The 25,719-nt window shown below is 64.3% G+C and carries 32 protein-coding genes and 1 pseudogene; 17 read left to right on the forward strand and 16 right to left on the reverse strand.

What is annotated here, in order from left to right; translation table 11 throughout:
• Positions 1-7: 7 nt before the first annotated feature.
• Positions 8-421 carry a tautomerase family protein gene (locus B4383_RS13165; protein ID WP_078290743.1) on the reverse strand — a complete coding sequence of 138 codons (414 nt, stop codon included), beginning with the start codon at positions 419-421 and terminating at the stop codon, positions 8-10.
• A complete protein-coding gene (locus B4383_RS13170; protein ID WP_078290744.1) occupies positions 412-1,392 on the reverse strand; it encodes a nitronate monooxygenase in 981 nt (326 codons plus the stop codon). The genes B4383_RS13165 and B4383_RS13170 overlap by 10 nt, the downstream gene beginning before the upstream one ends.
• A gap of 130 nt (positions 1,393-1,522) precedes the next feature.
• Between B4383_RS13170 and B4383_RS13175 the strand changes: the two genes are divergently transcribed.
• Entirely contained in the window at positions 1,523-2,236 is a 714-nt protein-coding gene (locus B4383_RS13175) for an AAA family ATPase (protein WP_078290745.1), read from the forward strand.
• A complete protein-coding gene (locus tag B4383_RS13180) occupies positions 2,233-2,577 on the forward strand; it encodes a hypothetical protein (protein WP_139360744.1) in 345 nt (114 codons plus the stop codon). Before B4383_RS13175 ends, B4383_RS13180 begins: the two co-directional genes overlap by 4 nt.
• Here B4383_RS13180 and B4383_RS13185 read toward each other — a convergent pair.
• Complete coding sequence (locus B4383_RS13185; protein ID WP_078290747.1) at positions 2,536-3,015, reverse strand: MarR family winged helix-turn-helix transcriptional regulator; 480 nt, start codon at positions 3,013-3,015, stop codon at positions 2,536-2,538. The two genes, B4383_RS13180 and B4383_RS13185, sit on opposite strands and share 42 nt — an antisense overlap.
• A gap of 114 nt (positions 3,016-3,129) precedes the next feature.
• Here B4383_RS13185 and B4383_RS13190 point away from each other — a divergent pair, with 114 nt between their 5' ends.
• On the forward strand, positions 3,130-4,683 hold the full coding sequence (locus tag B4383_RS13190) for an MBL fold metallo-hydrolase (protein WP_078290748.1): 1,554 nt from the start codon (positions 3,130-3,132) through the stop codon (positions 4,681-4,683).
• On the opposite strand, the gene B4383_RS13195 is transcribed toward B4383_RS13190, so the two are convergent.
• The 5 genes from B4383_RS13195 to B4383_RS13215 are packed head-to-tail and all read right to left on the reverse strand — an operon-like array spanning position 4,680 to position 8,129.
• Complete coding sequence (locus tag B4383_RS13195; RefSeq protein WP_286143802.1) at positions 4,680-5,084, reverse strand: nitroreductase/quinone reductase family protein; 405 nt, start codon at positions 5,082-5,084, stop codon at positions 4,680-4,682. The genes B4383_RS13190 and B4383_RS13195 overlap by 4 nt on opposite strands.
• On the reverse strand, positions 5,085-5,894 hold the full coding sequence (locus tag B4383_RS13200) for a DUF5718 family protein (RefSeq protein ID WP_078290838.1): 810 nt from the start codon (positions 5,892-5,894) through the stop codon (positions 5,085-5,087).
• Positions 5,895-5,899: 5 nt separating this feature from the next.
• Positions 5,900-7,156 carry a serine--tRNA ligase gene (gene serS, locus B4383_RS13205; RefSeq protein WP_078290749.1) on the reverse strand — a complete coding sequence of 419 codons (1,257 nt, stop codon included), beginning with the start codon at positions 7,154-7,156 and terminating at the stop codon, positions 5,900-5,902.
• A 39-nt stretch (positions 7,157-7,195) separates the two neighbouring features.
• A complete protein-coding gene (locus tag B4383_RS13210; RefSeq protein ID WP_078290750.1) occupies positions 7,196-7,657 on the reverse strand; it encodes a GAF domain-containing protein in 462 nt (153 codons plus the stop codon).
• A gap of 22 nt (positions 7,658-7,679) precedes the next feature.
• Complete coding sequence (locus B4383_RS13215) at positions 7,680-8,129, reverse strand: ankyrin repeat domain-containing protein (RefSeq protein ID WP_078290751.1); 450 nt, start codon at positions 8,127-8,129, stop codon at positions 7,680-7,682.
• Positions 8,130-8,214: 85 nt separating this feature from the next.
• Between B4383_RS13215 and B4383_RS13220 the strand changes: the two genes are divergently transcribed.
• The 5 genes from B4383_RS13220 (at position 8,215) to B4383_RS13240 (ending at position 12,562) form a co-directional block, all read left to right on the forward strand.
• Positions 8,215-9,882: a septum formation family protein gene (locus tag B4383_RS13220; RefSeq protein WP_078290752.1), complete on the forward strand. Its 1,668-nt coding sequence runs from the start codon at positions 8,215-8,217 to the stop codon at positions 9,880-9,882.
• 28 nt (positions 9,883-9,910) lie between these two features.
• The gene (locus B4383_RS13225; protein ID WP_078290753.1) at positions 9,911-10,261 is read left to right on the forward strand and encodes a metallopeptidase family protein; all 351 of its coding nucleotides are present in this window, start codon (positions 9,911-9,913) and stop codon (positions 10,259-10,261) included.
• 145 nt (positions 10,262-10,406) lie between these two features.
• The gene (locus B4383_RS13230; RefSeq protein WP_030096139.1) at positions 10,407-10,778 is read left to right on the forward strand and encodes a PE family protein; all 372 of its coding nucleotides are present in this window, start codon (positions 10,407-10,409) and stop codon (positions 10,776-10,778) included.
• Positions 10,779-10,781: 3 nt separating this feature from the next.
• Positions 10,782-11,822 (forward strand): PPE domain-containing protein, encoded by a 1,041-nt coding sequence (locus B4383_RS13235; RefSeq protein ID WP_078290754.1) that lies wholly within the window; start codon positions 10,782-10,784, stop codon positions 11,820-11,822.
• Complete coding sequence (locus B4383_RS13240) at positions 11,819-12,562, forward strand: ESX secretion-associated protein EspG (RefSeq protein WP_078290755.1); 744 nt, start codon at positions 11,819-11,821, stop codon at positions 12,560-12,562. The genes B4383_RS13235 and B4383_RS13240 overlap by 4 nt, the downstream gene beginning before the upstream one ends.
• 14 nt (positions 12,563-12,576) lie before the next feature.
• Here B4383_RS13240 and B4383_RS13245 read toward each other — a convergent pair.
• Positions 12,577-12,989: pseudogene (locus B4383_RS13245) on the reverse strand (MspA family porin); the annotation flags it as partial.
• Positions 12,990-13,054: 65 nt separating this feature from the next.
• Here B4383_RS13245 and B4383_RS13250 point away from each other — a divergent pair.
• The gene (locus tag B4383_RS13250) at positions 13,055-13,282 is read left to right on the forward strand and encodes a hypothetical protein (protein ID WP_078290756.1); all 228 of its coding nucleotides are present in this window, start codon (positions 13,055-13,057) and stop codon (positions 13,280-13,282) included.
• Here B4383_RS13250 and B4383_RS13255 read toward each other — a convergent pair.
• Positions 13,279-13,965, reverse strand: a complete 687-nt coding sequence (locus B4383_RS13255) for a histidine phosphatase family protein (RefSeq protein WP_078290757.1) — start codon at positions 13,963-13,965, stop codon at positions 13,279-13,281. The two genes, B4383_RS13250 and B4383_RS13255, sit on opposite strands and share 4 nt — an antisense overlap.
• Positions 13,962-14,888, reverse strand: a complete 927-nt coding sequence (pheA, locus tag B4383_RS13260) for a prephenate dehydratase (protein WP_078290758.1) — start codon at positions 14,886-14,888, stop codon at positions 13,962-13,964. The genes B4383_RS13255 and pheA overlap by 4 nt, the downstream gene beginning before the upstream one ends.
• Positions 14,889-15,034: 146 nt before the next feature.
• Between pheA and B4383_RS13265 the strand changes: the two genes are divergently transcribed.
• The gene (locus B4383_RS13265) at positions 15,035-15,820 is read left to right on the forward strand and encodes a DUF2470 domain-containing protein (protein ID WP_078290759.1); all 786 of its coding nucleotides are present in this window, start codon (positions 15,035-15,037) and stop codon (positions 15,818-15,820) included.
• Here the strand turns inward: B4383_RS13265 and B4383_RS13270 are convergent.
• Positions 15,817-16,506 carry an alpha/beta hydrolase gene (locus tag B4383_RS13270; protein ID WP_078290760.1) on the reverse strand — a complete coding sequence of 230 codons (690 nt, stop codon included), beginning with the start codon at positions 16,504-16,506 and terminating at the stop codon, positions 15,817-15,819. The genes B4383_RS13265 and B4383_RS13270 overlap by 4 nt on opposite strands.
• Positions 16,507-16,585: 79 nt before the next feature.
• On the opposite strand from B4383_RS13270, the gene B4383_RS13275 reads away from it, so the two are divergent.
• The 5 genes from B4383_RS13275 (at position 16,586) to B4383_RS13295 (ending at position 20,947) form a co-directional block, all read left to right on the forward strand.
• Positions 16,586-17,323 carry a CPBP family intramembrane glutamic endopeptidase gene (locus tag B4383_RS13275; RefSeq protein WP_139360749.1) on the forward strand — a complete coding sequence of 246 codons (738 nt, stop codon included), beginning with the start codon at positions 16,586-16,588 and terminating at the stop codon, positions 17,321-17,323.
• Between the two features lie 290 nt (positions 17,324-17,613).
• Positions 17,614-18,579, forward strand: coding sequence for an LCP family protein (locus B4383_RS13280; protein ID WP_078290840.1), 966 nt, complete (start codon positions 17,614-17,616; stop codon positions 18,577-18,579).
• Between the two features lie 18 nt (positions 18,580-18,597).
• Complete coding sequence (locus B4383_RS13285; RefSeq protein ID WP_078290762.1) at positions 18,598-19,155, forward strand: ferritin; 558 nt, start codon at positions 18,598-18,600, stop codon at positions 19,153-19,155.
• Positions 19,156-19,327: 172 nt separating this feature from the next.
• On the forward strand, positions 19,328-19,873 hold the full coding sequence (locus B4383_RS13290) for a ferritin (protein ID WP_078290843.1): 546 nt from the start codon (positions 19,328-19,330) through the stop codon (positions 19,871-19,873).
• A 180-nt stretch (positions 19,874-20,053) separates the two neighbouring features.
• Positions 20,054-20,947 carry an SAM-dependent methyltransferase gene (locus B4383_RS13295; RefSeq protein ID WP_078290845.1) on the forward strand — a complete coding sequence of 298 codons (894 nt, stop codon included), beginning with the start codon at positions 20,054-20,056 and terminating at the stop codon, positions 20,945-20,947.
• A gap of 52 nt (positions 20,948-20,999) precedes the next feature.
• Here B4383_RS13295 and B4383_RS13300 read toward each other — a convergent pair whose 3' ends face one another.
• The 4 genes from B4383_RS13300 to msrA form a co-directional block, all read right to left on the reverse strand.
• Positions 21,000-21,827 (reverse strand): glycerophosphodiester phosphodiesterase, encoded by an 828-nt coding sequence (locus B4383_RS13300; protein WP_078290848.1) that lies wholly within the window; start codon positions 21,825-21,827, stop codon positions 21,000-21,002.
• A 19-nt stretch (positions 21,828-21,846) separates the two neighbouring features.
• Entirely contained in the window at positions 21,847-23,010 is a 1,164-nt protein-coding gene (locus B4383_RS26910; RefSeq protein ID WP_139360751.1) for a DUF4328 domain-containing protein, read from the reverse strand.
• 81 nt (positions 23,011-23,091) lie between these two features.
• A complete protein-coding gene (locus B4383_RS13310; protein WP_078290764.1) occupies positions 23,092-23,418 on the reverse strand; it encodes a rhodanese-like domain-containing protein in 327 nt (108 codons plus the stop codon).
• Between the two features lie 244 nt (positions 23,419-23,662).
• The gene (msrA, locus tag B4383_RS13315) at positions 23,663-24,409 is read right to left on the reverse strand and encodes a peptide-methionine (S)-S-oxide reductase MsrA (RefSeq protein ID WP_078290851.1); all 747 of its coding nucleotides are present in this window, start codon (positions 24,407-24,409) and stop codon (positions 23,663-23,665) included.
• Positions 24,410-24,585: 176 nt separating this feature from the next.
• Between msrA and B4383_RS13320 the strand changes: the two genes are divergently transcribed.
• Complete coding sequence (locus B4383_RS13320; RefSeq protein WP_139360752.1) at positions 24,586-24,741, forward strand: hypothetical protein; 156 nt, start codon at positions 24,586-24,588, stop codon at positions 24,739-24,741.
• Positions 24,742-24,938: 197 nt separating this feature from the next.
• Positions 24,939-25,562, forward strand: coding sequence for a superoxide dismutase (locus B4383_RS13325; RefSeq protein ID WP_078290854.1), 624 nt, complete (start codon positions 24,939-24,941; stop codon positions 25,560-25,562).
• Positions 25,563-25,719: the final 157 nt, after the last annotated feature.

Here is a 25,719-nt window from a genome sequence, read left to right on the forward strand (position 1 = left end):
AAGCCGATCACGCACTGGCGGCGGCCGGAACGGCCAGCTCACCGGTGACGTACTGCGCCTGCCCGAAGCCGAAAGACCAATCCTGCGGCCCGTTTTCGCTGATCGCCACGAACAGATCCGGGCCTGCCACGTCAACTGCCGCCAGTTTCGTGGCCAGCGCCGAGAAGACCTTCTGTTTGGTCTCCGTCGTCCGGCCGGCTTGTGTGAAGATGTGCACGATCACCACCTGCGCCGATCGGCGGAATCCCAGTCCCGCATCTTCGGCGATGATATCCGCCGAGTCATGCCCCGTAATGATCTGGAATCGGTCGCGCACAGGGATTTTCAAGACCTCGACCAGGGCCTCGTGCACCGCGTCGGCGATAGCGCGCTGCTGTTCGCCCGTCCGATCCGAGGTGACGTCGATACGCACTAGTGGCATGGGCTTACTCCTTGGTGTGTCGGGTTGATAGCCGCGGCCTGGGCCACCATGGAATGGATGATGTCGGCGGCACTTTCGATACTCCGTATCTGCCCAATGCCCTCGCCGACGATCACATTCGCGACGGTGTAATCCTCACCGGCCAAACCTGTCTGGTAATCGGCACGGGCCCGGTCGAGATGCCGGACGAGCTCGGCTTCGTGGCCGTGCCACCTGTTGACGAAATCGTTGCGCAATACCCTGCCGCTGTACGCGGACGGCCAACTCTTGCCGCGCACAATGTCATAGACGTGTTGGCGGATGGTGTCGTCGCCGCTGGCCTGAATGGCGGACTGCTGGGCGGCTGGAGAGATTGCCGCTTCCTGCGCAGCCAGAAAGCGCGTGCCGACCAAGGCCCCGTCGGCGCCCAGTGCCAGCGCTGCCGCCAGACCGCGGCCATCGGCCACTCCGCCGGCCGCCAACACGAGGACCTGAGGCGCGTTCTTCGCGACAACATCCACGATCTCGGGCACCAGGGTGAACGTCGATCGTTGTCCTGCCCCGTGTCCGCCCGCTTCTCCCCCCTGAGCGGCGATGACGTCGGCACCCACCTCGACGGCACGGAACGCCTGCTCGACGTTGTGGACCTGGCAGATCAGTGGCACCCCGGCGGCCCGGATCCGCGGCGCATAGGGCGCGGGGTCTCCGAATGACAGCAAGATCGCTGCGGGACTCTGTTCCAACACGAAATCAAGGACATGCTCGTTGCCGTTCAGGGTCCAGGTGATGAACCCGCATCCCACGGCGCCGCGCGCCCGCTCAAACTGTTGGCGAACCCACGCCTCGTTCGTGTAGCCGCCGCCGAGTAGGCCCAACCCACCCGCCGCGCCGACGGCGCTCGCGAGGCGCGCATCGGCGACATCATCCATCGGCGCCAGGACCACCGGATGCTCGATGCCGAAGTGGTGGGTTAACCGAGTTTTCAAGGTCATGTCTCAACCGTAGGTTCGCGAGAAACCCCAGGTCCAACGGTTTCTAGCGATAGGAGAATTCTGTTTTTCAGAACGTTCTCCAGACTATATCCCTCTCCTTGAGAAGGGTGAGTCCCGATACCATCGGCGAGTGATCCTGCGCCAGATCGCGATCAATCGTGAAAAGCAGCCCGATGCTTGGTATCTGGAGATCCCTGCGATAGCACAGATCGCGAGAGAGCCTCTTCGGTTGACCACCGGCGTCACCGTGATCGTCGGGGAGAACGGCTCGGGCAAGTCCACCTTCCTGGAAGCGGTGGCCTCTTCGTGGCGTTCGCGGCTGCCCTATGCCGTCAGACACTGGGGCGCACCCGGTGGGACCGAGGACACCGACCTGTACTGGGCCGTCACCTTCGATGCCGAGCACCCGCGTCCGGGAGGGGGCTGTTTCTTGCGTGCCGAGGCGATGCACCAGCTGTTCACGACGGTCGACCAACGCACCCCGGAACAGATCTTCGACGGCAGGCTCAATGAGCGCTCGCATGGCGAGTCGTTTCTGGCGTTCCTTGCCGAACGCGACATGGAGCGCGGGCTGTTCATCCTCGACGAACCCGAGGCGGCACTGTCCTTCACCTCGTCCCTGCAATTGATGGCGATGCTCGACGCCGTGGTCGCCGCGGGATCTCAGGTCATCATGGCCACCCACTCCCCCGTGCTCGCGGCATTTCCTGGCGCCACCATCCTGGAGTTCGGGGAAGATGGTGTGCAGCAGTGTAATTGGAACGAGCTGGAGATGGTCGGGCACTGGCAGCGCTTTCTTTCCGAACCGCACTCCTATCTGCGCCACTTGTTCGAGGCCGAATGATGCAACGGGACATGCGCTGTGCGGTACTGGGCGCCGCCTGCGCGATCGGATTCAGTCCTATTGCGGCGGCGCTGACTGTGGTCGCATACCGGTTTCCGGTGCCGATGACGGGTTACGTCAGCGGTCCAGCCAATATCTGGGCAGCGATGTTTGGCGCCGTTTTCTACTTGGTGCTGGGCGGTTTCGCCGTCATCGGCGGCTTCGGGGCCGGAGCCGGTCTGGTGGCGGAACGGCTACGACCACACCACGCAGTGCCCTACACGGTCGGTGCCGCGTTCGTCGTCGCGCTATTGGGCGCGCTATCCCTTGCCCTGTTGGAATACGTCGTCGGGGTCTGGTGACCGGCCGCCCTGCGCAACCATCCGGCGGGTGAGGCCTCCGAGGATCCTGGCGGCCTCGGCAAGCGTGCGCTGCTCATCGGACGGCAGCGTGCTCAGCCACGGATCCAGAACGCTCTGCCGCTGCGCGCGCATGGCAACAAGAGCCTCGCGTCCCCGTGCGGTCAGCTTGATGCGCTGCGCCCGCTTGTCGGCGGAATCCACCCGTCGCTCGACGTACCCGACATCCTGGAGCCGCTTCAACTGCACGGTCATGGTGGGTTGGCTGCAATGGTCGGCCTGAGCCAGGTCCGAGATCCGCGCGTCCTCCATCTCACCGACGAGTGCCAGCAGCCGCGCCTGCCCGGTGGGTACAGGCAGCTCGGCCTGACTGGATACCCAGCGGTTAAGCCGCGCGATCACGGTCAGTACGTCGGCGGTCAGGCCATCGGCGGTGGACACACGCCGATTTTACGTAGCGTCTCTATACAAGGGGATTTCGATGTACAAATAGCGGACCTACGCTCCCGTCCGCGGCTTTGGACCCCGTAATCGCAGCTCGATAGGCTGGGGGTCATGCGAGTCACCAGTGTCGGCCACGCCGGATTCTTCATCGAGACGGCTGCGGGCAGCATTCTCTGCGACCCCTGGGTCAACCCCGCGTACTTCGCTTCCTGGTTCCCGTTCCCCGATAACAGCACACTGGACTGGGACCGGCTCGGGAACTGCGACTACCTCTACGTCTCGCATCTGCACAAGGACCACTACGACCCGAAGAATCTGACCGAGCACGTCAACAAGGACGCGGTGGTACTGCTGCCCGACTATCCGGTGCCTGACCTGAAGCACGAGCTCGAAGGACTGGGATTCCACACCTTCGTGGAGACCGAGGACTCGGTGAAGCATCACGTGAGCGGTCCCAAGGGTGATCTGGACATCATGATCATCGCGCTGCGGGCTCCTGCCGACGGACCCATCGGCGACTCCGGCCTCGTGGTCTCTGACGGCATCACCACGGCTTTCAACATGAACGACGCCCGCCCCGTCGACCTCGACGTGCTGGCCGAAGAATTCGGTCATATCGACGTGCACATGCTGCAGTACTCGGGGGCCATCTGGTACCCCATGGTCTACGACATGCCCGCCCGCGCCAAGGAGGCCTTCGGCACCCAGAAGCGGCAGCGCGGAATGGACCGATGCCGTCAGTACATCGCGCAGGTGGGCGCCACCTGGGTGATCCCGTCGGCCGGGCCACCGTGCTTTCTGGATGCAGAGCTGCGCGACCTCAACGACGACCACGGTGATCCGGCGAACATCTTCCCGGACCAGCTGGTGTTCCTGGACCAGATGCGACAGCACGGCCACGACCGGGGCCTGCTGATGATTCCCGGCACCATCGCCGATTTCACTGGCTCCGAACTGAATTCGTTGACGCATCCGGTGTCAGACGAGGAGGCCGAATACATCTTCGGCGCAGGCAAGGCCGCATATATCGAGGCGTACGCGCAGCGAATGGCTCCCGTACTGGCCGCAGAGAAGGCCTCCTGGGCGCTCGCCGAGGGAGAACCGCTACTGGAGCCGCTGCGCGCCAAATTCGAGCCGATCATGGCGCAAACCGATCAGATCTGTGATGGCATCGGCTATCCCGTGGAACTGCGCATCGGAAACGAGACCGTTGCGCTTGATTTCCCCAAACGCATTGTCCGCGAACCTATTCCCAATGAGAAGTTCCGCTACGGGTTCGGAATCGCGCCCGAGTTGGTGCGTACGGTGCTCCGCGATGACGAGCCCGACTGGGTGAACACCATCTTCTTGTCCACCCGCTTTAAGGCCTGGCGAGTGGGTGGCTACAACGAGTACCTGTACACCTTCTTCAAATGCCTCACCAACGAGCGCATCGCCTACGCCGATGGCTGGTTCGCCGAAGCCCACGACGACAGTGCCTCGATCACCTTGGACGGCTGGGAGATACAGCGCCGCTGCCCACACCTGAAGGCTGACCTGTCGAAATTTGGTGTGGTAGAAGGAAAGACGCTCACCTGCAATCTGCACGGGTGGGACTGGAACCTGGAGACCGGCCGCTGCCTGACCTCCAAGGGCCACGAGCTGCGGTCCAAGAAGCTCGGCTAAGCCGGTACCAACTCGAACATCGGAATCACCCGGTCAATCCGCGACTGGTAGTCGCCGAAGAACGCGTACCTGGGCACCAGCGCCGGGAACATCTCGTCGCGCTCACTCGAATCCAACTCGCGCACAACGGCGTTGTAGATATCGGGAACGATCTCGACGGCCACCTCGGGATGGGTGCACACATTGAAGATCCACGACGGGGGCCTCTGTTGTCCGCCGTTGGACCCCACAACGAACCTGCGCCCGTCGTGCGCGAAGTACCCCAACGGTGTCAGCCGTTTGATTCCTGACGCAGCGCCGGTGATCGTCAGGATGAGCACCGGCATCTCGTCGTCGGCTACTCCGGGCAGCTTGCCGCCGTTCTCGCGGAGCAGCCGAAAGTCCGAACCCCACCGTCCCACCTAGTGGACGCTGCGCACCCGCTGCCGCAGCTCGGACGCCTCGACAGACTCGGTGCTGTACACACGCACCACCGCCTCGTCGCCTGCCTGTAGATACGTGGACTCGCCCAGCGGCGTGTACTTGGTTGCCCCGATACCGATCAACACATGCGCGGGGTGCCCGGCGGCCACCATGAGCGCGCCCACATCCTCCAAAGGAGTGTCCGGCGAACCCTTTTGGTTGTCCAGTCTTTCGGTGATCCAGTCCAAGAGCACTTCGCCGTAGTAGGAGTAACCAAGCAGCGGGCTGTCCACGCCGTACTCATGCTCTTGTCCGTCCGCAGTGTGTAGATGACAGTTCAACCGCAGGGTGGCGGTTGGTCCGTCGGGGGTAAGATCGCTGACTTCAAAGAACTGTCGCGCAACGCCTTTGGATGCCGCCCCCCAATTCTTCTTGTAACTGATCTTGGGGGCATTGGGCCGCCGGATAGAGCAGTCGTTGAAAGCCCCCAGTGCAAACGGCTCCAGCGATGCGACAACGTCACCACGCCAGTGCACCCGGCATGCCAACCCCACCTCGGGTTCGATCTGCAGGTTCAGCGGGGTGTCACTCTCGGGCAGTACCGTCTCATCGTGCGAGAGCGGGAACTGCCCCAGGAATCCACCGTCACCGGGCACGTACCAGGGGAAGATCCCCTTGGGCGCGATGCCGTTAGACGCCACGTTCACGAAATCCGCTGACTCCCCGGCCTGTTCGAGATGCCCGGCGAAGTTCCCGGCCACCCCGAAGCCGAACCAGCTACGCAGTTCGTCCAGCTCGACGTCGAGCATCTTGCTCATTTGGGCTCCAGCACTTCGGTTCCGACGAAGGGCACCAGGGCCGCGGGTACCCGAACGCTGCCATCGGGTAACTGGTGGTTCTCCAGGATCGCCACCAACCACCGCGTGGTCGCCAGCGTGCCGTTGAGTGTCGCGGCCGTCTGCGGCTTACCGTTCTCGTCGCGGTAACGCACGGCCAGCCGCCGCGCCTGGAAGGTGGTGCAGTTGGAGGTGGAGGTGAGTTCGCGGTAGGCCTGCTGCGTCGGAACCCATGCCTCGCAGTCAAACTTGCGGGCCGCCGACGATCCCAAATCTCCTGCCGCAACGTCGATCACGCGGTACGGCACGTCGATGTGGGCCAGCATCTGACGCTCCCAGCCCAGGATCTTGTTGTGCTCGGCCTCGGCGTCCTCGGGCTTGCAGTAGACGAAGGCCTCCACCTTGTCGAACTGGTGCACCCGGATGATGCCGCGGGTGTCCTTGCCGTAGCTGCCGGCCTCGCGGCGGAAACAGCTGGACCATCCGGCGTACCGCAGCGGACCCTCATTCAAGTCGAGGATCTCGCCAGAGTGGTACCCGGCGATCGGCACCTCCGAGGTGCCGACCAGATACAGGTCGTCTTCCTCGAGGTGGTACACCTCGTCGGCATGGGCGCCTAAAAACCCTGTGCCACCCATTATTTCGGGCTTGACCAAGACCGGGGGAATCAGCAGGGTGAAGCCGTTGGCCACCGCGGTCTGCACGGCCAGCTGCAGCAGACCGAGTTGCAGCAGCGCTCCATATCCAGTGAGGAAGTAGAACCGGGCACCGGAGACCTTCGCGCCACGCTCCATGTCGAACAGTCGCAGTGACTCGCCCAATTCCACATGGTCCTTGGGATTTTCGATGGCAGTCGGCTCACCCACCAGCTCGCGGACCACAAAGTCCTGCTCGCCACCGGCCGGGACGCCGTCGATCACCACATTGCTGATCGCCTTGTGTGCCTCGGTGAATGCGGCCTCTGCGATCACCTGCTCGGCTTCGGCGGCCTTGACTCGCGCCGCGAGCTCAGAGGCGGCAGCCAGCAACGCGGGGCGCTCCTCGGGCGTCGCCTGACCTACCTTCTTACTTGCCGTCTTCTGCTCCGCGCGCAATGTATCGCCGGTCGACACCGCCGCCCGCCGCGACGTATCGGCGTCGAGGAGCACATCCACGAGTGCCGGGTCCTCGCCTCGCAGACGCTGCGAGGCACGCACCGCGTCGGGGTTTTCACGCAGAAATTTGAGGTCGATCACCCGCTGAACACTACTGGGGCTAGTTTCCGCACCTGCGATTCAGCCCAGTGCTGACCCATCGGCTCCGACAATCGTCTCGACCTGGGCACGCAACCCCGCCAGCTCCTCGCGCCGGGCCGGCGTGTACTCGCGCGCCACCTCGTCGAGCACACACACCGTCCCGGCGACCTCACCGGCTGAGTTGTGAACGGGAAGCCCCAGATAGTTGGTGAGGCCGAACTCGATTTCATCCTCGTTGCCCGCGAAAAGCTCGTCGACGCGCAAGTCCCTCACGAAGACCTCGTCACGGGTGTCCACGACATGCTCGCAGTACAGAGGGACCCTGCCCGGGTCGTCTCCCGCTTTCTTTCCGACAGAGCCAACCGCGTAGTGCTCGGCCGCCTCTCCAGCCGTGGCAGCGACAGCCATCGCACCAGGCTCCGAACGCATGACCGGCCCCGATCGGACACCTAGCAGGCGCGCGACCTCGTCGAGCCGCGGCGCCAGCAGCGAGGGCTGCACTCGCCATGAATCCCCAAGCGGCCTAACGGCCGAACAGGCTCACATACTCGTCCTTGCCGAACATCCGCGCCGCATCGAGCGCGGACGGGGTCCCGGCGGTGGGGTCGGCGCCCGCCTTGACCAGGATTTCGACGATGTCGTCGGAGCCCTTGAACACCGCGCCGGCCAACGGGGTCTGCCCCTTGTCGTTGGCGCGATTGACGTCGGCGCCGCGCGCTATCAGCGACCGCACCGTCGACGCGTTCCCGTGGTATGCGGCCAGCATGACGAGGGTGTCGCCTGCCTCGTTCGTCAGATCCACCGGTGCACCGGAGTCCAGGTATGCGGCCAGGGTGGACGCGTTGCCCTCTCTGGCCATATCGAAAAGTTCGTGGGCGAGCGCGGCGACCTGCTCGGCAACGCGGGCCTGATGCTCGGCTTCCCCCGCTGAAGAGTCGCCGATCTCGTCGCCGTCATCACGGTCAGGTTCCATCGATGTCACAGAGTTCAATCTAGCTGCGCTCGCGGAGAGCATCGCTGGGCTAACCCGCGCCGCCACCTGTAACAATGACTGCAGTATGAGTGACGAAGCCGAACCCACGCCGAAGGTCGAGCGGGACGAGTCCTCCCCGGACCAGTCCACCGACGACGAGGTGGGCACCGATACGTCCGGGGACTCCGCTGCTGAGTCCCCGGACGCTGCCGTGCCACCCGCGGAGGCCCAGGAAACCCCGGAGACCCCCGGCACCTCGGACTCTGATACCGAATCGGTCGCTGCCGACTCTCCGCAGACGGAAGTCCTGGACTACCCCGAAAACGAGGATCCCGACGCGTCCGCCGATGGCGTCGACGAGGCCGCTCAGCCGGCGAAGAACCGCTGGTGGGACGGCCTGAAAGAGGGCCTCAAAGAGCGCTCCACCCACCGTGCGCTGCTGCTCGTCACTTTTGGCGGGTTGTTCATCGCGGGTCTCACTCAGGCGCTGCCGGACGGCTGGACCTCGGCAGACCGTTTGGTCAACAAGATCGACTCCAACCCGGTGCCGAGCACCGGCGCCCCGGGCAACAGCACCTTCAATTCGGCAAAGGGTGGCGACTGCCTCAGTTGGTCCGCGCCCACGTCCATGGCCGATGTCCGCACCGTTGATTGTGCGATCGACCATCGTTTCGAGGTCGCCGAATCCATTGACCTGCGGACCTTCCCCGGCACGGAGTACGGGCCGGATTCGCAGCCGCCCAGCATGGTGCGCATCCAGGAGATCAGCCAGGAGCAGTGCCAGGTCGCCATCAATCGCTATCTGGGCGATCGCTACGACCCGAACAGCCGATTCACCATGGGCATGCTGTACCCGGATAAAAAGGGCTGGTCTGAGGCGGGCGAACGACGCGTGCTGTGTGGGCTACAGCTCCCCGGCTCCGACAACCAGCAACAGCTCTTCCGCGGCAAGGTGGCCGAGCAGGACCAGTCCAAGGTCTGGCCGGTAGGCACGTGTGTCGGCATCGACTCGACGACGAACCTGCCCACCGAGCTCCCGGTGGACTGCGACAGGGCTCATGCCATGGAGATCACCGGAACCGTGAGCCTCGCGGAGCAGTTCCCGGGTTCGGTACCACCCGAACCCGACCAGGACGCGTTCATCAAGGACAACTGCAACCGCCTGACCAACGAGTACATGGGGAATCCCGACGGGTTCCGCGCCACCACGCTGACGCTGTCGTACAACACGATCACCTTGCCGAGCTGGACCGCGGGGAGCCGTCAGGTCAGCTGCAACATCGGTTCCACCCTCGGCAACGGCGCGTGGTCGACCTTGGTCAACAGCGCCAAGAGCGGGCAATTACTGATCAATGGGCAACCGCCGGTACCGCCGCCGGACATTCCCGCGGACCGGCTGAACCTGCCGCCGATCCCGTTGTCCACCACCCCGGCGCCGACCCAGCAGCCGACTCAGCAACCCAGCTACACCCAGCAGCCGACATACACGCAGCAGCCAACCCGCACTCAACAACCAACACAGCAACCGAACCAGCAGCCGACGCGGACCTCTGCGCCGCCGACATCTTCGGTCGCGCCTAACCCCAGCAATCCTCCCGGCAACACGATCGTGACGACGCTGCCGCCGGGTGCGGGTCCACCACCGCCGCCTGCGGGCCCGCCGATGGATGGTCCTCCCATGGAGGGACCGCCGATGGAGGGGCAGGTACCGGGACAGGCACCCCCGGGAGCCCCGCCACCCGGGCCGGCCTAGCTGTGCCCGCTCCCACCTCCGGCCCCTGATGGCAGTCCCAATGAGCGAGCAACGGTTCGAAGAACTCGTCGCCGATGCCCTCGACGCCGTGCCGCCCAAGCTCGCCGCCGCCATCGACAACGTGGTGGTGCTGGTCCAGGACCGGCATCCGGAGGATCCCGAGCTACTTGGGCTGTACGAGGGGATCGCGCTGACCGAGCGTGACAGCTTCTACGCGGGCGCGCTGCCGGACACCATCACGATCTATCGCGAACCGCTGCTCGAGATGTGTTCCAGCGAACACGAGGTGGTCGACGAGGTGACGATCACGGTCATCCACGAGATCGCTCACCATTTTGGTATCGACGATGAGCGATTACACCAGCTGGGCTGGGACTAAAGAGGCGGCTGAGGTTTGCTAGAAAAAAATCCAAAAATCTTGGAGAATGATGGAACCGAATAGAGGGATCCGCCGTCCATCTCTAGTGAAAGGGCAAATCTGCCCTTAGGACGACGCGAGACGAGTGGGGGAAAGGGGACAGAAGATGGCTGACGTACCGGCGCCCGCCCAGCGTGAGGAGATCCGTTGGGACCTGGCTAACCAGCCGGGAACTGTTCTGCAGGTCGATCCGGATGTGATGAAGGATGCCGCTGTCGAGTACGACGCGATGGCGCAGCGACTGCAGGAAGCTCTCGACAAGCAGCTCGAGGCCACGAAGTTCGGCTCCGCGGGCCGCGACGAGGTGTCCACCGCAGTGGCCAACGCGTCCGCGAAGACCAACGAGAACTTCGAGAAGGTCGCCAAGGACGGTATCGAGCAGCTCAAGCGCATTGCCGAGGCGTTCCGACGCAACTCGCAGGCGTTCGTGGACCTCGAACGGCACAACGCCGCCCGTATCAATGGTGTGGGGGAATAGATCATGACCGGATTCACTGGCGTCAACTGGGTGGCCCGTAAGGCGAAGAAGCTGGCCCTGGACCTGACCACCGGTGCTGGCCCGACGCATGTGGTCGACAGTGCCCTGGCCTGGCAAGAGATCAGCGCCGCGTTCGCCGAGGTGCACGAGAACAGCCTGGGTGTCAGCGAGAAGCTCGTGGAGGGGTACCGCGGACCTCGTGCCGAGGAGGCGCTGTCCAAGCTGACCCCGTTCACCGAGTGGCTGGACAAGATGGCCGGACTGACTCAAGAGGTCAGCGTCACCGCTAACACCTATGCCGAGTCCTACGGCACCGCGGTTCTCGACATGCCGCACATCAACGACCTGGCCCAGCTTGAGAAGGCCAAGGCCGAGGCTCTGTCCGCAGGCGGAGCGCTGTTCGGACTCCACGCCACCACCGAAGGCATGGAGCAGGGCCTCGATCTGCAGGCCGCTAAGGCCATGGAGACCTACGAGTCAGCTAGCGAGCCCGCGGCCAAGGTCGTGGAGTTCCCGGCGGCTCCGGAGATCATCAAGTACCCCGAAGAGAAGTCGGAGGCCAACAGCGGCAACACCGGTGTCAGCGCCGCAGGCGTCGGCCTGTCCGAGATGGGCCCGAGCCCGCTGAGCCCCGACTCCGTGCCCGGCGTGCAGAGTGCCCGTGCGGCGGCCATATCGATGACCGCCAACGCGGCCTCCGCCGGCGGCTCCGGTATGGGCATGGGCGGAATGGGCGCGCCGATGGCCGGCATGATGGCCGGCGGCGCGCTGGCCGCGAGTGCGGGCAAGGGCATCAAGGTCGGAAACGTCAACAACAAGAGGGATGAGGACGAGGACGACGAGAAGCTCACCGCCATCGGCGCCACTGGCGTCTTCATGGGCGACGAGAGCAAGCCCGTCGAACTGCCGGACATTCTGACCACCAAGTCGGGTACCGACAAGGTCGCCGACTTTGAAAATGTAGATGCCTCAACGCTGTTCGAGCGCGGCGGCTCCAAGGGAGCAGTGGCGCCGCCGGTCCTCGGTGCGAGCGCGGAGCTGTGACCGTCCGCCTGGACTTCGACGAACTGGAGCTGACCCGCGAGATCACCGGTAACGACCTCTTGCCGGTTGTGTTGGCCGCGGGTCCGCGCCACGAAGACGAAGTCGAACATCGAGACGCCCTGGAAAACGCCCGCGCCAGGCTCAAGGAGCGCAACCTACTGAAGGGCGAGGACCTTCACCCGACGCTGCGCGACATGCTGACCTCGGCCAGCAAGGCCACCGGTCAGGTGGCGGTACGCCGTTGGGCGGGATCGCAAATGCTGCGCCTGTGCCTGGTCGAGCACGGCGAGGCGTATGTGCTGCTGGTCAACGATGGCGAGGGTGTGGCCATGCGATCGGTGTCCGGTTCACTCGGCGCCGAACTGTGGCGCTACCTGGGGGATGCCACCCCGCTGAAGTTCGGGTCGGTCAACGCGCCCGCCGAGCAGCTGGCCCTGGCCCTCAATGCCGAGCCCGCCGATATGGCCCGCCATCTCATGGCGCTCGGTGCCACCAAGGCCGACGCCGTAACCGTCGCGAAGGCGATGGCTCGCCGCGGCGCGATGACCGAGATCACCGCGATTCGCCGAGTCGACGGCATCACCGACCGTGCACCTGGCGGAGTTGCGGTGTACGACACCGCGTTTGGCCGAATCATGGCGACCCCCAGCACGTCTGCCGACGGTGCGTTGTGGGCCACGCTCACTCCAGCGACACCGCAGCGGATGACGCACGCACTCAAGAGCCTCGGCCTGGAGTAGGGCAGCGGCCCTGTTCACACCGTCTTGGTGACGCCGTAGTGGCCGATGATGTCTTCAGTTCCTGAGGTCGTGCTGGTGAGCACCGCATAGGACCGCAGGAACAACTGCCCGATGCACCCATCGATCTTGATGTGGACATCCTTGAGCGTGACGCGTGATTGCGTGCCCTTGAACTTCTTCTTGTGACAGAGACGTTGATGACCTCACCGGGCTTTGGCCCCACCTCAATGTTTCCCACGAGGAGCATGCTGATATTGCCGAGTCCGGACTGGCCGATCGACGAGGAGAGGCCGACGCTTCCGGTTAGACGAACACCACCCAGCGCGATACCGCAGCCGATCTGATAACCCGCCTCGACAGTGCCGCCCTTCAATGTGGTGTTACCGCCGCCCTTCACGCTGGCGATGAATGTGCCTCCGGCCAGATACAAAAGAAGGCTCCCCCGCCGCTCGGTTACGGCCACTCGTCGGCATACGGTGCTAGAACACGGGTATGAAGAAATCACCGGAGTGGCGGCACGCCATCAGCTGCGGCGTGGCCTGCCGAGATTGCATCCGAGATATCGACCACTGCCACGGTACGTTGATCGTGCATTCCTCCCGGCATTCCGAGTGCACAGACCGTGACTGCGACGGGCACTATCTACTACGACACAGCCTCATCATTGATTGCATTGCCGCGCAATGTAATTGCGAGGGCGAGAGCCGGCTGGCGGTCTAGCCCATTGGGTCGGCCGACTGCGCCAGTTCCTCGGCGCTGGCAGCTTCCTGATGCGGGAAGGGCGCAGCCGCATCGCCCCACTGCACGCAGCTCCATCGTCCGTCGGTAATCGGTGCCAGCACAACCGCTTCCGCATTACGCAGGTGATGGTTCACCGCGAAGCCAGGGTCCACTCCAGCGAGAGTGGCCGCCACCAAGCGGATCGCCGCACCATGGCTCACCACCACCACATCACCGGTCGACGCGTCGTTTTCGAGGTGTCGCAACCGGAGCTCGGCAACCACGGGCAGATACCTGTCGAACACGTCTTGCGCGGATTCACCACCAGGCAAACGGGTTCCAAATTCACCGAAGTGCCAACGCTCATATGTGCGGTCGAAAATCTCGAACGACTCCAGGCCGGTGTGATCCTCCAACTCCCCCGCCTGCACCTCATGCAAACCGTCGAGCTGAAGCGCCTCCGCACCAAGATGTCCCGCGATCTCCGTGGCGCTCTGGACGGCGCGCAGCGCCACCGAATGCACCAGCGCCGCAGGCGCATGCTCCTCGTACTGTTTGGCGAACAGGCGGGCCTGTTGCAGTCCGAGCTCGGTCAGCGCCGCACCCGGCGGTTTGGTGTCCAGCCTGCGTTCAACGTTTCCGTACGACTGCCCGTGCCGGACCAGGACAAGGCGCCCGCTCACCGCAGCTTCCCTTCTCGCGTCTCGGCGAGCCATCCGGACGCCTCGTCCAATACCGGCGGGTTGGCGCCGGCGGGCGCTGTGATTCCTCTTGGCCACGATCCCAAATACCGCACATCCGCACAACGACGATGTAGTCCCTTGAGTGCCTCGCCGACGGCGACGTCGTCGATATGGCCGGCACAGTCCAGGAAGAACCGATAGGTACCCAGGCCGGTACGAGTCGGCCGGGACTCGATGCGGGTGAGATCGATATCCCGGATCGCGAACTCGTTCATGGCGGTGGCGAGAGCGCCGGGTACGTTCCCCAGCCCCAGCACCACCGAGGTGCGATCCGAGCCGGTTGCCGCCGGCGGCGGCCCCGGTTGCCCCACCAGCACGAAGCGCGTGTGCGCATGAGCTTCATCGACGACGCCGCTGGCCAGGGCATCCAGCCCCAGTCGCTGCGCGGCCCATTCCGTGCATACGCCCGCGTCGGCCCGCAGCGCCTTCACATCCTCGGCCGCCGCGGCATTTGAGTTGGCGGCGATTAGCTCGGCGTTCGGCAGGTTGGCCGCCAGCCACTCGCGCACCTGCGCGGCGGCGATCGGGAAACCGGCGACAGTCTTCACGTCCTCCGCGGACGTACCCGGCCGCACCGCGATGGTGAAGGACACCGGCAACACCGTCTCCGCGAAGATCTGCAGCGGAGTGCCCACCGCCAAGGTATCGAGTGTCGGGACCACCGGGCCCTCGAGCGAGCTTTCTATCGGAACGCAGGCGTAGGCCGCGTCACCCTTCTGTACCTGCACCAACGCCTCACGCGCACTGGCAACCGAGACCGGCTCCACCTCAAGCGAGCCGGGAATCCGCCCCGTCGTGCGCAGCGTGGTCAGCGCGGCCTCGGAGAACGTGCCTTCCGGCCCCAAATACGTGATGCGCTGCACACTTCAAACCTTAGGCGTTCCACGGCCGGGCGAACCCTCGACACAGGCGACAGCACAGGTGTCCCTTGCACTCTCGACGGTCCGTTGTTAACTTAGGCTTACCTCAGTTCATCGGGTTCTCCAGGGTTTGAACAGGAAGGGTCACCATGACCGCAGCACCGCCCACCACCGCCGAGCGTGTTCGTTCGGCTTGCGCACGGGCCGCGAGCTCAACTCTCGCCATCGCCGGAGCCGATGTGGTCGGGACCTCGCTGCATCATCTGTTCGACGACGGCACCTTCGCCGTCGCGGTCCCCTCGGATAGCGCCACCGCCGCCACCGTCGTCGCGGCCGGCCAATCCGGGATGCCCGCCCTCCTTGAGCTGACCGACCAAGCACCGCTTCCCGTGCGTGAGCCGGTGCGCTCACTGGTTTGGGTGCGCGGCAACGTGGTGGCCGCATCCGACCGGGAGGCCCGCGGCATCGTCGACGTGATCGCCAGCCGGATACCCAATCCGGCACTCCTGGACATCCGCACCGATATGCGGCTGCGCACAGAGCCCGGCTCGGTACTGCTGTGCCTGAACGTGGAGTCCGTCGTCGTCGCCGACTCGACAGGAGCCGAGTCGGTTGATGTCTCCGCACTGCTCGGTGCACGTCCCGACCCCTTCTGCGCACTCGAGGCCGGCTGGTTGTCACATATCGACCACGACCACCGCGATCTCGTCGAACGACTGGCGCGACGCCTTCCCCTGAACCTGCAGCACGGCGAGGTTCGGCTGCTCGGCATCGACCGCTACGGCATCCAGCTGCGCGTGGAAGGCGCGGCGGGCGACCACGACGTGAGACTGCCGTTCAACGAGCCCGTCAACGACACCGCGGGCCTGAGCCAGGCACTGCGCATTCTCGCCGGCTGCCCGTTTCTCAACGGACTGCGTGCCCGCAAGATCTAACCCAGCAACAGTTCGCGCAATACCTCGGCGAACATCACCGGCGCCTCACGGTGCGCGAAATGACCTTGGCCAACAAGCTCTTTGACTCGCACACCGGCTACCCGCCGTGCCAAATATCCCACCGGCTCACGGAACTGCAGCGGCGAGTTCGCCCCTTCGAGTAGCAGCATCGGGATGACCACACGGGTGTACTCACCGAGCACCTCCACGCAATGATCCAGGGCCTGGAACTCCCGCGACACGGTCGCCGAGCGCGCTCGAACCGCCGCGCTCCCTTGCCGATTCGCCGTCGCCACACTGTCCGACACCGGAAGCGGTGGCTCGTATAAGACGACGGCAGCAACATCGAGTCCGCGACGCAAGGCCTCCAGCACGACAACGGCACCGAACGAATGGCCGAGGATCACCGCGTCGGGTCCCGCTTCCGCAGCCACCGCGATGACATCGTCCGCCTCACGCGCCAGGCTGTGTTCCTCGGCGTCCGTACTCGCACCATGGCCACGCCGGTCGACAAGAAAGCACGTGAAGTCCCGTCGCAGCGCCGCGGCGACATCTGACCAGGTCGCTCCCGAATCCATCGCGCCGTGCACCATCACGAGCGGCGGCCCCTCACCGGACACGGTCAGGCTCAGACGAACCCCATCGGGCGACGCCACATAGCGCAGAGTGCTCACCACATCGGACACTCTTCCACCAATACCAGCCACAATGGGCGCCGTGGCAGAATCGGAGTCTTCACCTCTTCGTGTATGCGGCTCACCAGACATGACACCGAGCACCATCCGCATCGAGATCTGGATCGTGCTCGCCATCAGCTTCGGGATGAGCGCGGTCAGCGCAATCCTGCAGTTCACGTCTGCCGTCCTGGCCGGGCTTGCCGGCCAGACCGTAGCGCTCAATCCGCGCCGCGCTGAGCTCAGCCTGATCGACCTGGGATTGAACCTGGTGTCGATCACACGGCTGGTGGCCTGGGGCGCACTCGCGATATATCTGTTGTGGCGCAGCGGTTTCAGTCCGTCTTCGATCGGGCTTGGCCGCTGGCGCTGGCGGCCCGACAGCTTGGGTGCACTCGGATTGGCGGCGCTTATCGGGCTGCCGGGCCTGGCGCTGTACGTCGGCGCGCGCTGGATGGGCTTGAGCGTTCAGGTCATTCCCGCCTCCCTCGATGACACCTGGTGGCGGCTGCCGGTGCTGGTGCTGTCCGCATTCGCGAATGGCTGGGCCGAGGAGGTCGTTGTCGTCGCCTACCTACAGACACGACTGCGGCAACTGGGCTACGGAACGACCGCCGCCATCGTGTCCTCGGCGCTACTACGCGGTTGCTACCACCTCTATCAAGGTTTCTCGGCCGGTATCGGAAACCTGGCGATGGGTCTGGTCTTCGGATACGTCTGGCACCGCACCGGACGACTATGGCCGCTGGTCGTCGGCCATGGCGTGATCGACACCGTCGCCTTCGTCGGGTTCGCGTTGCTCCGTGATCACCTGGTCTGGCTCCATTAGCCTGATCTCATGGGACGCGCAGGATGACCGAGCCCACTATCCCCTTCCGTGGACGGCGTCCCCGTCAACGGAAGAGCCGGGAGGACAGCGAGGTCATCCGCCGGCACCTGCACCAGCCACCTCCTCCGGCGCGCGGTAACCCGCCGCGCCGCCCGAACCTCCCGCCGCCGCGCCGCGAGCAACCACCGCCACCGAGGCCGTCTTCCCGCGATCCACGACCGCGTCGTCCGGCACCACCAGCCAAACCACCACCCTCGCGTCCACGACGCACCCGGCGATGGGGCACCTGGATACGGCGCACCTTCGTTCTCGCGACGACCCTTGTCCTCCTTGGGTTCTGCACCATCATTGGCACGGCGTTCTGGATCGACGGGCGGCTACATCGCGTGGACGCGCTCACCAACTATCCGGAACGCCCCTCGGCCGGTAGTGGCACCAATTGGCTTCTGGTCGGCTCAGATAGCCGCCAGGCCCTCAGCCCGGAACAGGAAGCAGAGCTCGCCACCGGCGGAGACACCGGAGACGGCCGCACCGACACAATCCTGCTGGTGCACATACCCGCGTTCTACAACGGCGGGCCGGCCACCATGGTGTCCCTTCCGCGTGATTCGTATGTCCCCATCCCCGGCTACGGAAGTGACAAGATCAACGCCGCGTTTACGCTGGGCGGGCCATCGTTGCTCACCCAGACCGTCGAACAGGCCACCGGGCTGCGCATCGACCACTACGCGGAAATCGGATTCGGTGGATTCGCCTCGGTAGTCGATGCCATCGGCGGCGTCGCGATCTGCCTCGACGAGCCGATCGACGATCCATTGGCCGGAATCAGCCTGGCGGCCGAGTGCCAGACACTCAACGGGCCCGACGCACTGGGATACGTGCGCAGCCGGGCTACGCCTCGCGCCGACCTGGATCGCATGACACACCAACGGGCGTTCATGTCCGCACTGCTTCACCGAGTAAGCAGTCCGGCGGTCTGGACCAACCCGTTCCGCTGGTATCCCCTCGCCACATCCACCTCCGATGCCATCACCATCGCGCAAGGCGATCACAGCTGGAATCTGGCCCAATTGGGGCTGGCCCTATCGGGTTCCGTGCAGAACCTCACCATGCCTATCGGCTCGTTCTCCTCGAACTGGGCGGGAGACATCGTCACCTGGGATGAGGACGCCTCCGGACGGCTCTTCGAGGCGCTACGCACCGGTCGACAAGTTCCCGCAGACCTCTTGCCCGACCCGGCCACAGCGACCCCTTGACGCACTAGGCTTTTCGATGTGGCTACCACCGATCTCCATGCGCGCGCATCCTCGCCATTCCTCGAACTGTTGCGTGATCAGATCCGCAATGAGTTCACGGCCTCGCAGCAGTACATCGCCATCGCGGTCTACTACGACGATGCCGATCTGCCGCAGCTGGCCAAGCGCTTCTACGCGCAGGCGGTCGAGGAGCGCAATCACGCGATGATGATCATCCGCTACCTGATCGACAAGAACGTCGCCATCTCCATCCCCGGCGTCGACCCCGTCATCAACGAATTCGCGGACGCGCGCGCACCGATCGCCCTAGCCCTCGAACAGGAAAAGCGCGTGACCGATCAGGTCACCGAACTCGCTCGGTCGGCCCGGTCTTCAGGTGATTACTACGGCGAGCAGTTCATGCAGTGGTTCCTCAAGGAGCAAGTCGAGGAGGTCGCCCTCATGGACACGCTGCTCACGGTCGTCGACCGCGCTGATCACGACCTGTTCGATCTGGAGAACTTTGTGGAGCGCGAACTCAACCGCCCCGTCGGCCAGGATGCGACGGCGCCCCCTGCAGCCGGCGGCGCACTCTAAATCAATTTTGCGCACTGCGATTCCCAATTAGGGGTGCGCGTACATTAACTTTGGCTAAGTTAAGAATAAGCCAATTAGCTTGCGTAATATTCAACCAGTACTTAGGTGACGATAACCTCATTAAGGTTGGCCTTGGCTGACAATGGCCCTGACCTGGTCTATTGTCGAATTCATGTCCGCGACCGACACCCCCAAGACCAAATTCAATGCGCTCCTTCATGACCAGATCGGCCACGAGTTCACCGCGTCGCAGCAATACATTGCAATTGCCGCGTATTTCGATGATGCCGACCTTCCACAGCTCGCCGCGCATTTCTACAAGCAGGCGGTCGAAGAACGTAATCACGCCATGATGATCGTGCGTTACCTCATCGACCGGAGCGTTACCGTGGAGATCCCCGCTGTGGGTACGGTGACCAACGGATTCACCGCGCCGCGCGAGCCCCTGGCCCTGGCGCTAGCTCAGGAGCAGACCGTCACCGAGCAGGTCACCGAGCTGGCCCGTACTGCCCGGGATGAGGGCGACTACATCGGTGAGCAGTTCATGCAGTGGTTCCTCAAGGAGCAAGTGGAAGAGGTCGCACTCATGGACACGCTACTCACGGTCGCCGAGCGTGCCGGAGACAACTACTTCGACCTCGAGGAGTTCGTGGCGCGCGAGATCTCGGTCGTATCAAGCGATCCCACCGCACCCCCGGCCGCGGGTGGCTCGCTGTAGTCATCCTGACGGGCTCGAAAACAATCTCTCCCCTGTCCTCGGCCGTGGTCGAGGACAGGGGAGAGATTGTTTTCGAGCCCGTCACGCCACTTCACGGAACCCCCGTCGGCTAATCTTGAATAGCAGATCCTGATTTGCCATCTCCAGGGACGACGCGACGAAAGGGGGGCAGTGGACCCGATGTTCCGCGGCCGACACATTCAGCTGACGCTCACCGCTTCTCGTGCCATCGAGTCACTTCGCGCTAATCCTTTGTTTGTCGATGCATGGGCCGAGCATCTGGTACAGGCATCGGGCGAGCCCTACGCATTGGCACTGCTGAACCAGCAACCAGCGGGTTCCCCCGTTGCTGCGGACGCGACCAGCGACCACAAATCCTTCGTCGCGCATTGTCGGTCTCTCATGACGAAGCATTACGACGATTCCCTCCTCGCGGCGACGCGTTCCGGCGCCCGCCAGGTGGTGCTGTTGGCAGGCGGACTAGACACTCGCGCCTACCGGCTGGATTGGCCCGAGGGCACCACGGTCTTCGAGGTCGACTACCCCGAACTACTCAGCTTCAAGCAAGAAGTGCTCGCCGATAGCGGCGTGGAGTCACGGGCCGAGCGCCGACAGGTCGGAACATTCCTCAGCGGCCCCTGGCAATCGGACCTCACCGCTGCGGACTTCGATCCGGATCTGCCCACCGCATGGCTCGCGGAGGCACTTGTCTCACACCTACCCGGCCCCAGCCATGACGCGCTCTTTGAGCGAGTCATCGAGATGTCGGCGCTCGGCAGCAGTATCGCCACCGACACCGATGGCATCGCGCCCTCTGGTCAGCCGTGGGCTGACGTCCGTGATGCATTGGGCCCGAACGCATTGCATGCCGACGGGCTCTCCCCGGTGAACGACGGACGCACCCTATCCGGGGAGTGGCTGTCGGGACATGGCTGGCTGATAAGAACAACCACCGGTTACGAACTCGCGGAACGCTATGACCGTCCGTTGGACGGCGAGCCGGCGCCATACTCTCAGGAATTCGCGGAACGCCGGTTCCTTACCGCGACGCTGCCGGCGACGTATCTGTCCTAAGCGGAGAACTCGGGCCCTGTGGTGGGATTCCGCACCGCACGCGTGGTTTCGGCTACAACGCCGTACCGGTGAGGCCCCGCTGTAGCCACGATTTGGTGCGACCGGGATGGTTGGTCGCGATCCAGGCGACGCCAATGCTTCGGCAGAACTCGACGTCCTCGTAGTGGTCGACCGTCCAGCAGTACGTCGCCCGTCCTTGAGCCGCCGCCCTGTCGACCAACTCCGGATGCTCACGCAGGGTCGCGATGGACGGTCCCACTGCGGTGGCTCCCACCGTGGTCGCAGCGCTGCCCCCTAAATACCGGGACGTCTCACCCAGTAGCACTGTCGGCAACATGGGGGCCGCGCGACGGATGCGCCACACCGCCGCAGCCGAGAAGGACATGACGACTGCTCGCGACATATCCGCCGATGCCGGTGCGGCGATCCCGAACCGGTGCAGCAGAGCGAGCACCTTGTTTTCCACCAGCGACCCGTAGCGCACAGGGTGCTTAGTTTCGATGAATAGTTTCACCGGGCGGCGGTTCCAGTCGAGCACGAGCGAGACCAGCTCCTCCAACGTGAGCAGCCCGGTGCCTGGTCCGGCCTCAGCGCCGCCCGGATGCCAGCCGCCGAAGTCCAACGCGCGCAACTGACTCAGTGTCATTTCGCTGACCAACCCGGTCCCGTTCGACGTGCGATCCACCCTGCGGTCGTGCACGCAGACGAGCTGTCCGTCCCGAGTGAGACGGACATCGCATTCCACCCCATCCGCGCCTTCTTCGAGAGCGAGCTCGTAGGCGGCAAGGGTGTGCTCGGGCCGGTCCGCCGACGCACCCCGATGCGCGACGACGAACGGATGTCGTTTAGCCCTGCCGTCTATCTCGTCGGCTCCTTGCACAAGCTGGGGCTCCGCCCCATCACCAGGCTCCGGCGACTCGGTCACGCTCCAATGCTGCCGGTTCCTGCCCCGTCGGTTCAACCGCAGCGCCGGAATTGTCCCCGCGTGTCGTCGGCATATCCGGGCGATCGGCATCAACGGGTACCGGCCCCTGCGGGGATTCCACCGCCAGCCAGCGCACCGAGCGGTGCTGCCCCTCCGGAGCGGTGAAGCCGTTGTATACGCGCCGCAGTGACCAGGCCGCAACCGCAGCGACGGCGTAATCGAGGGTGGTGAACAGCGCGTTGTCGGCGACGCCCTGCACGGTGAGCGGATCGCGGACGACCCACGTCACGAGCACCAGCAGCCAAGTCACTCCCCAGAGGATCGACCACCACACGATGTTTCGGTACTGCCGATACCACCGGTTTTCGACCTTGGCGAGCTCGAGCAGCAGCAGGGGTATGCCGACGATATTCACGATCGGCACCAGACAGCCCACGCGGATCTCCCACCGCGCCCGTGGATCATCAAATCCCAGGTCACGGTATGTTTCAGCACGCCGCTCGATCATCCAGTCGGTGAGGAACCACGCGGTGGCGGCCATCACCGCGAAGGCAACCGCCACACTGAAGAGCACTAGCCCGTTCGAAGCGCTGGCGACGGAGCGCGGAATCAGCGCCCCGCGGTTGTACACCATCAGCGCATATCGAAGAAAATGCGCACACGAAACGATTGCCAGGGTGATGATTGTGGCCAGCAGGAGCCTCTCGAGCACACGGCTGGGGATATGACCCCCGGCTATCCCTTGGTGTGAGGACCCGGCCGGTTCGATGTGGTCTACCAGACCCCAGCGGGGGATGTATCCGTAACGCGGTGTCGGCCCGAGCGGACGCCGACGGCGGGCCGGGGTCGGGGGCGAGCCGGGACGCACGGCAATCCATCGATATCCCGCGGGAAGCCGCGTGGGACGGGCCGGAGGACGCCCGGCGGGCGTTGCCACAGGCCCCTGTGCGGTGGGCGGAACCCAGTACTTGCCGGTCGGCGGCTGGGCTCCGGCGGGCGGACGGGGCATCGGCGCGGAAGGACGCGGCGAGGCCGTCATCCCCGGGTCAAGCAACGTGCCCCGACACCGCGGGCACCAGTATCGACGCTGCTCACGCACGTTCCACTGGGTACCGCAGCGGGAGCACACCTGGATCATTCGTCCAGCGTAACGGCCTGAGGGCGCAACCTGCAGCGAGCAGTGCACTGGCACCAACCTGAGAGGGAGGTCGCCAGGAACTCAGCTGATCGTCGGTTTACCTGCCTGTACCCAGGCCAGCATGCCGCCAGAGACGTTGCTGACATCGAATCCGTTGCGATTCAGGTAGGCGGCGGCGCGCTGAGATCGCCCGCCCGCATGGCAGATCACCCACAACGGCGCATCAGGATCGAGCTCGTCCATCCGGGAGGGCACATCGCCGAGCGGTATATGTTGCGCGCCGTCGATATGCCCGGCTGCCCACTCGTCATCCTCGCGGACGTCAAGCAACTTGACACCAAGATCAAACGCGGCCGAGATCTCATCGATGCCGACCTGAGGGACTTCATCGCCCGAGGGGAAAGTCATCGTCCATTCCTGTCGCTCAATTGGGGTGGCGGCTGCTGTGCCTGCAACTTCTCGCAGTGTGACGTACGCCACGGCAATGTCGGCTTATCCACAGTATCCACAGGTTGATCCACAAACCACAGGCTGCTCATTTGTATTTGCGCTGGCCAGGACTTCGTAGAGGCGCTCAGCAGGGCTGGCGACGGGGAACCGTAGCACTGCCTGCGCATAGTTAGCGAATTCATAGTCACCGCCGTGGGATAGCTCACGCCTGTGCTGGATCGCCGGGTGGCACATCCAGTCCGATAGGGCAGGAAACCGATGTCCCGCCGAGTCCGCAGTATCCGTTTGGGTTCTTGGCCAGGTACTGCTGGTGATACTCCTCGGCGTAGTAGAAGCGCCGCGACGCATGATCGATCGGCCCGTCCAACGGAGCTATCTCCGTGGTGACCGCTCCGTATCCGGCGTCAGCAAGTGCGGACCCGTACCGTGTGGCGCTCTCGGCGGCCTGCGTCGCCTGACTCTCACTCGTCGCATAGATGGCCGAGCGGTATTGGCTGCCGCGATCGTTGCCCTGCCGCATGCCCTGAGTGGGATCGTGGCTCTCCCAGAACTGCACCAGAAGCTGCCCGTAGGTCACCTCACGAGGATCGAACACCACCAGCACGACCTCCGCGTGCCCGGTCTGCCCAGAGCACACCTCTTCATAGGTCGGATTGGGCGTGTAGCCCCCGGCGTATCCAACGGCGGTGGAATAGACACCGTTAACCTTCCAGAAGCCCCGTTCAGCGCCCCAGAAGCACCCCTCGCCAAACACCGCGGTGTCGAGCCCCTCCGGGAAGGGCGGCACGGTTGCGTGACCGTTGACGAAGTGCGTGCCGGATATCCGAATCGGGGTGGTACGCCCGGGCAGCGCGGCACCCTCCCCGACGATTGCCGACTTTCCCGGTGCGAGCCCGCCTTCGAGTCGCCCCAAGATCTGATCGCGAACGTTATTTACCCAAGAAGCCATGCCGCTGATGGTACGCCGCAGCACTCCACCAATTTGCTGGTCTAGCTGGGGTTTCCAGGTACACACAGGGTGAATTTTCGCGCATCGCGATTTGGAGCTATGATAACCGTCACACGCGAGATGCTGTGACTCATCTCACCGTGACGGTACTTGCGCAGGGTGACAGGAGGGCGGCGATGACGGCACAGTGGGCAGGGCACGAGTCGATGTCCACTTCCGGCTGGCAGTTGACCCCACGCTGCTACAACACCTCCTACCGCGTCGCGGCCTTCCGAGCGCTTGTCATCGCGCTCATCCTCGCCGCCGGCCTCGCGTTTCTCATCCTGATCTAGCCGGGAGTCTCGGCGATCCGCTTCGTCCGGCCAACATTGGGTGACCAAATAAGGATGCATGCGTCCTTGCTACGCGTTGCGCAATAGAGCAGGGTTGAATCGGTAGGCCGGCGCATCCGGTGCATCCGGTTTGGCCGTGTCTTCTCATGGAATGGATCTGCACACACGCGGATACGAAGCAAGCCGAAAGGAATCTCGTGGCTGAGTACACACTGCCCGATTTGGACTACGACTACGGAGCTCTGGAGCCCCACATCTCGGGACAGATCAACGAGCTGCACCACAGTAAGCACCACGCGGCCTATGTGGCGGGCGTCAATTCCGCTGTCGCCAAGTTGGAAGAGGCCCGCGAGACGGGGGACCACGCCGCGATCTTCCTCAATGAGAAGAACCTGGCCTTCCACCTCGGTGGTCACGTGAACCACTCGATCTGGTGGAAGAACCTGTCGCCCAACGGTGGCGACAAGCCCACCGGCGATCTGGCCGCCGCTATCGACGACCAGTTCGGCTCGTTCGACAAGTTCCAGGCGCAGTTCACTGCGGCGGCCAACGGTCTGCAGGGCTCAGGTTGGGCAGTGCTCGGCTACGACAGCCTGGGGCAGAAGCTGCTGACCTTCCAGCTGTACGACCAGCAGGCCAACGTCCCGCTGGGCATCATCCCGCTGCTCCAGGTCGACATGTGGGAGCACGCCTTCTACCTGCAGTACAAGAACGTCAAGGCGGACTACGTCAAGGCGTTCTGGAACGTCGTCAACTGGGCCGACGTGCAGGACCGCTACACCGCGGCCACCACGAAGACATCGGGCCTTATCTTCGGCTGATCTCGCTGTTTCGCTTGGGCCCCGGGTTTGTTACGAATCCGGGGCCCAAGTGTGTTATCGGCGTGTCCGCTAGCAATTGCGGGGCGACTCCGCGCATGGTAATTCTGGAATAAGCAGCGTCGCGCAGCGTGGATGTGGTGTCAGAGTGATTGCGAGC

Source organism: Mycobacterium sp. D16R24 (assembly GCF_002013385.1).
Lineage (GTDB): Bacteria > Actinomycetota > Actinomycetes > Mycobacteriales > Mycobacteriaceae > Mycobacterium.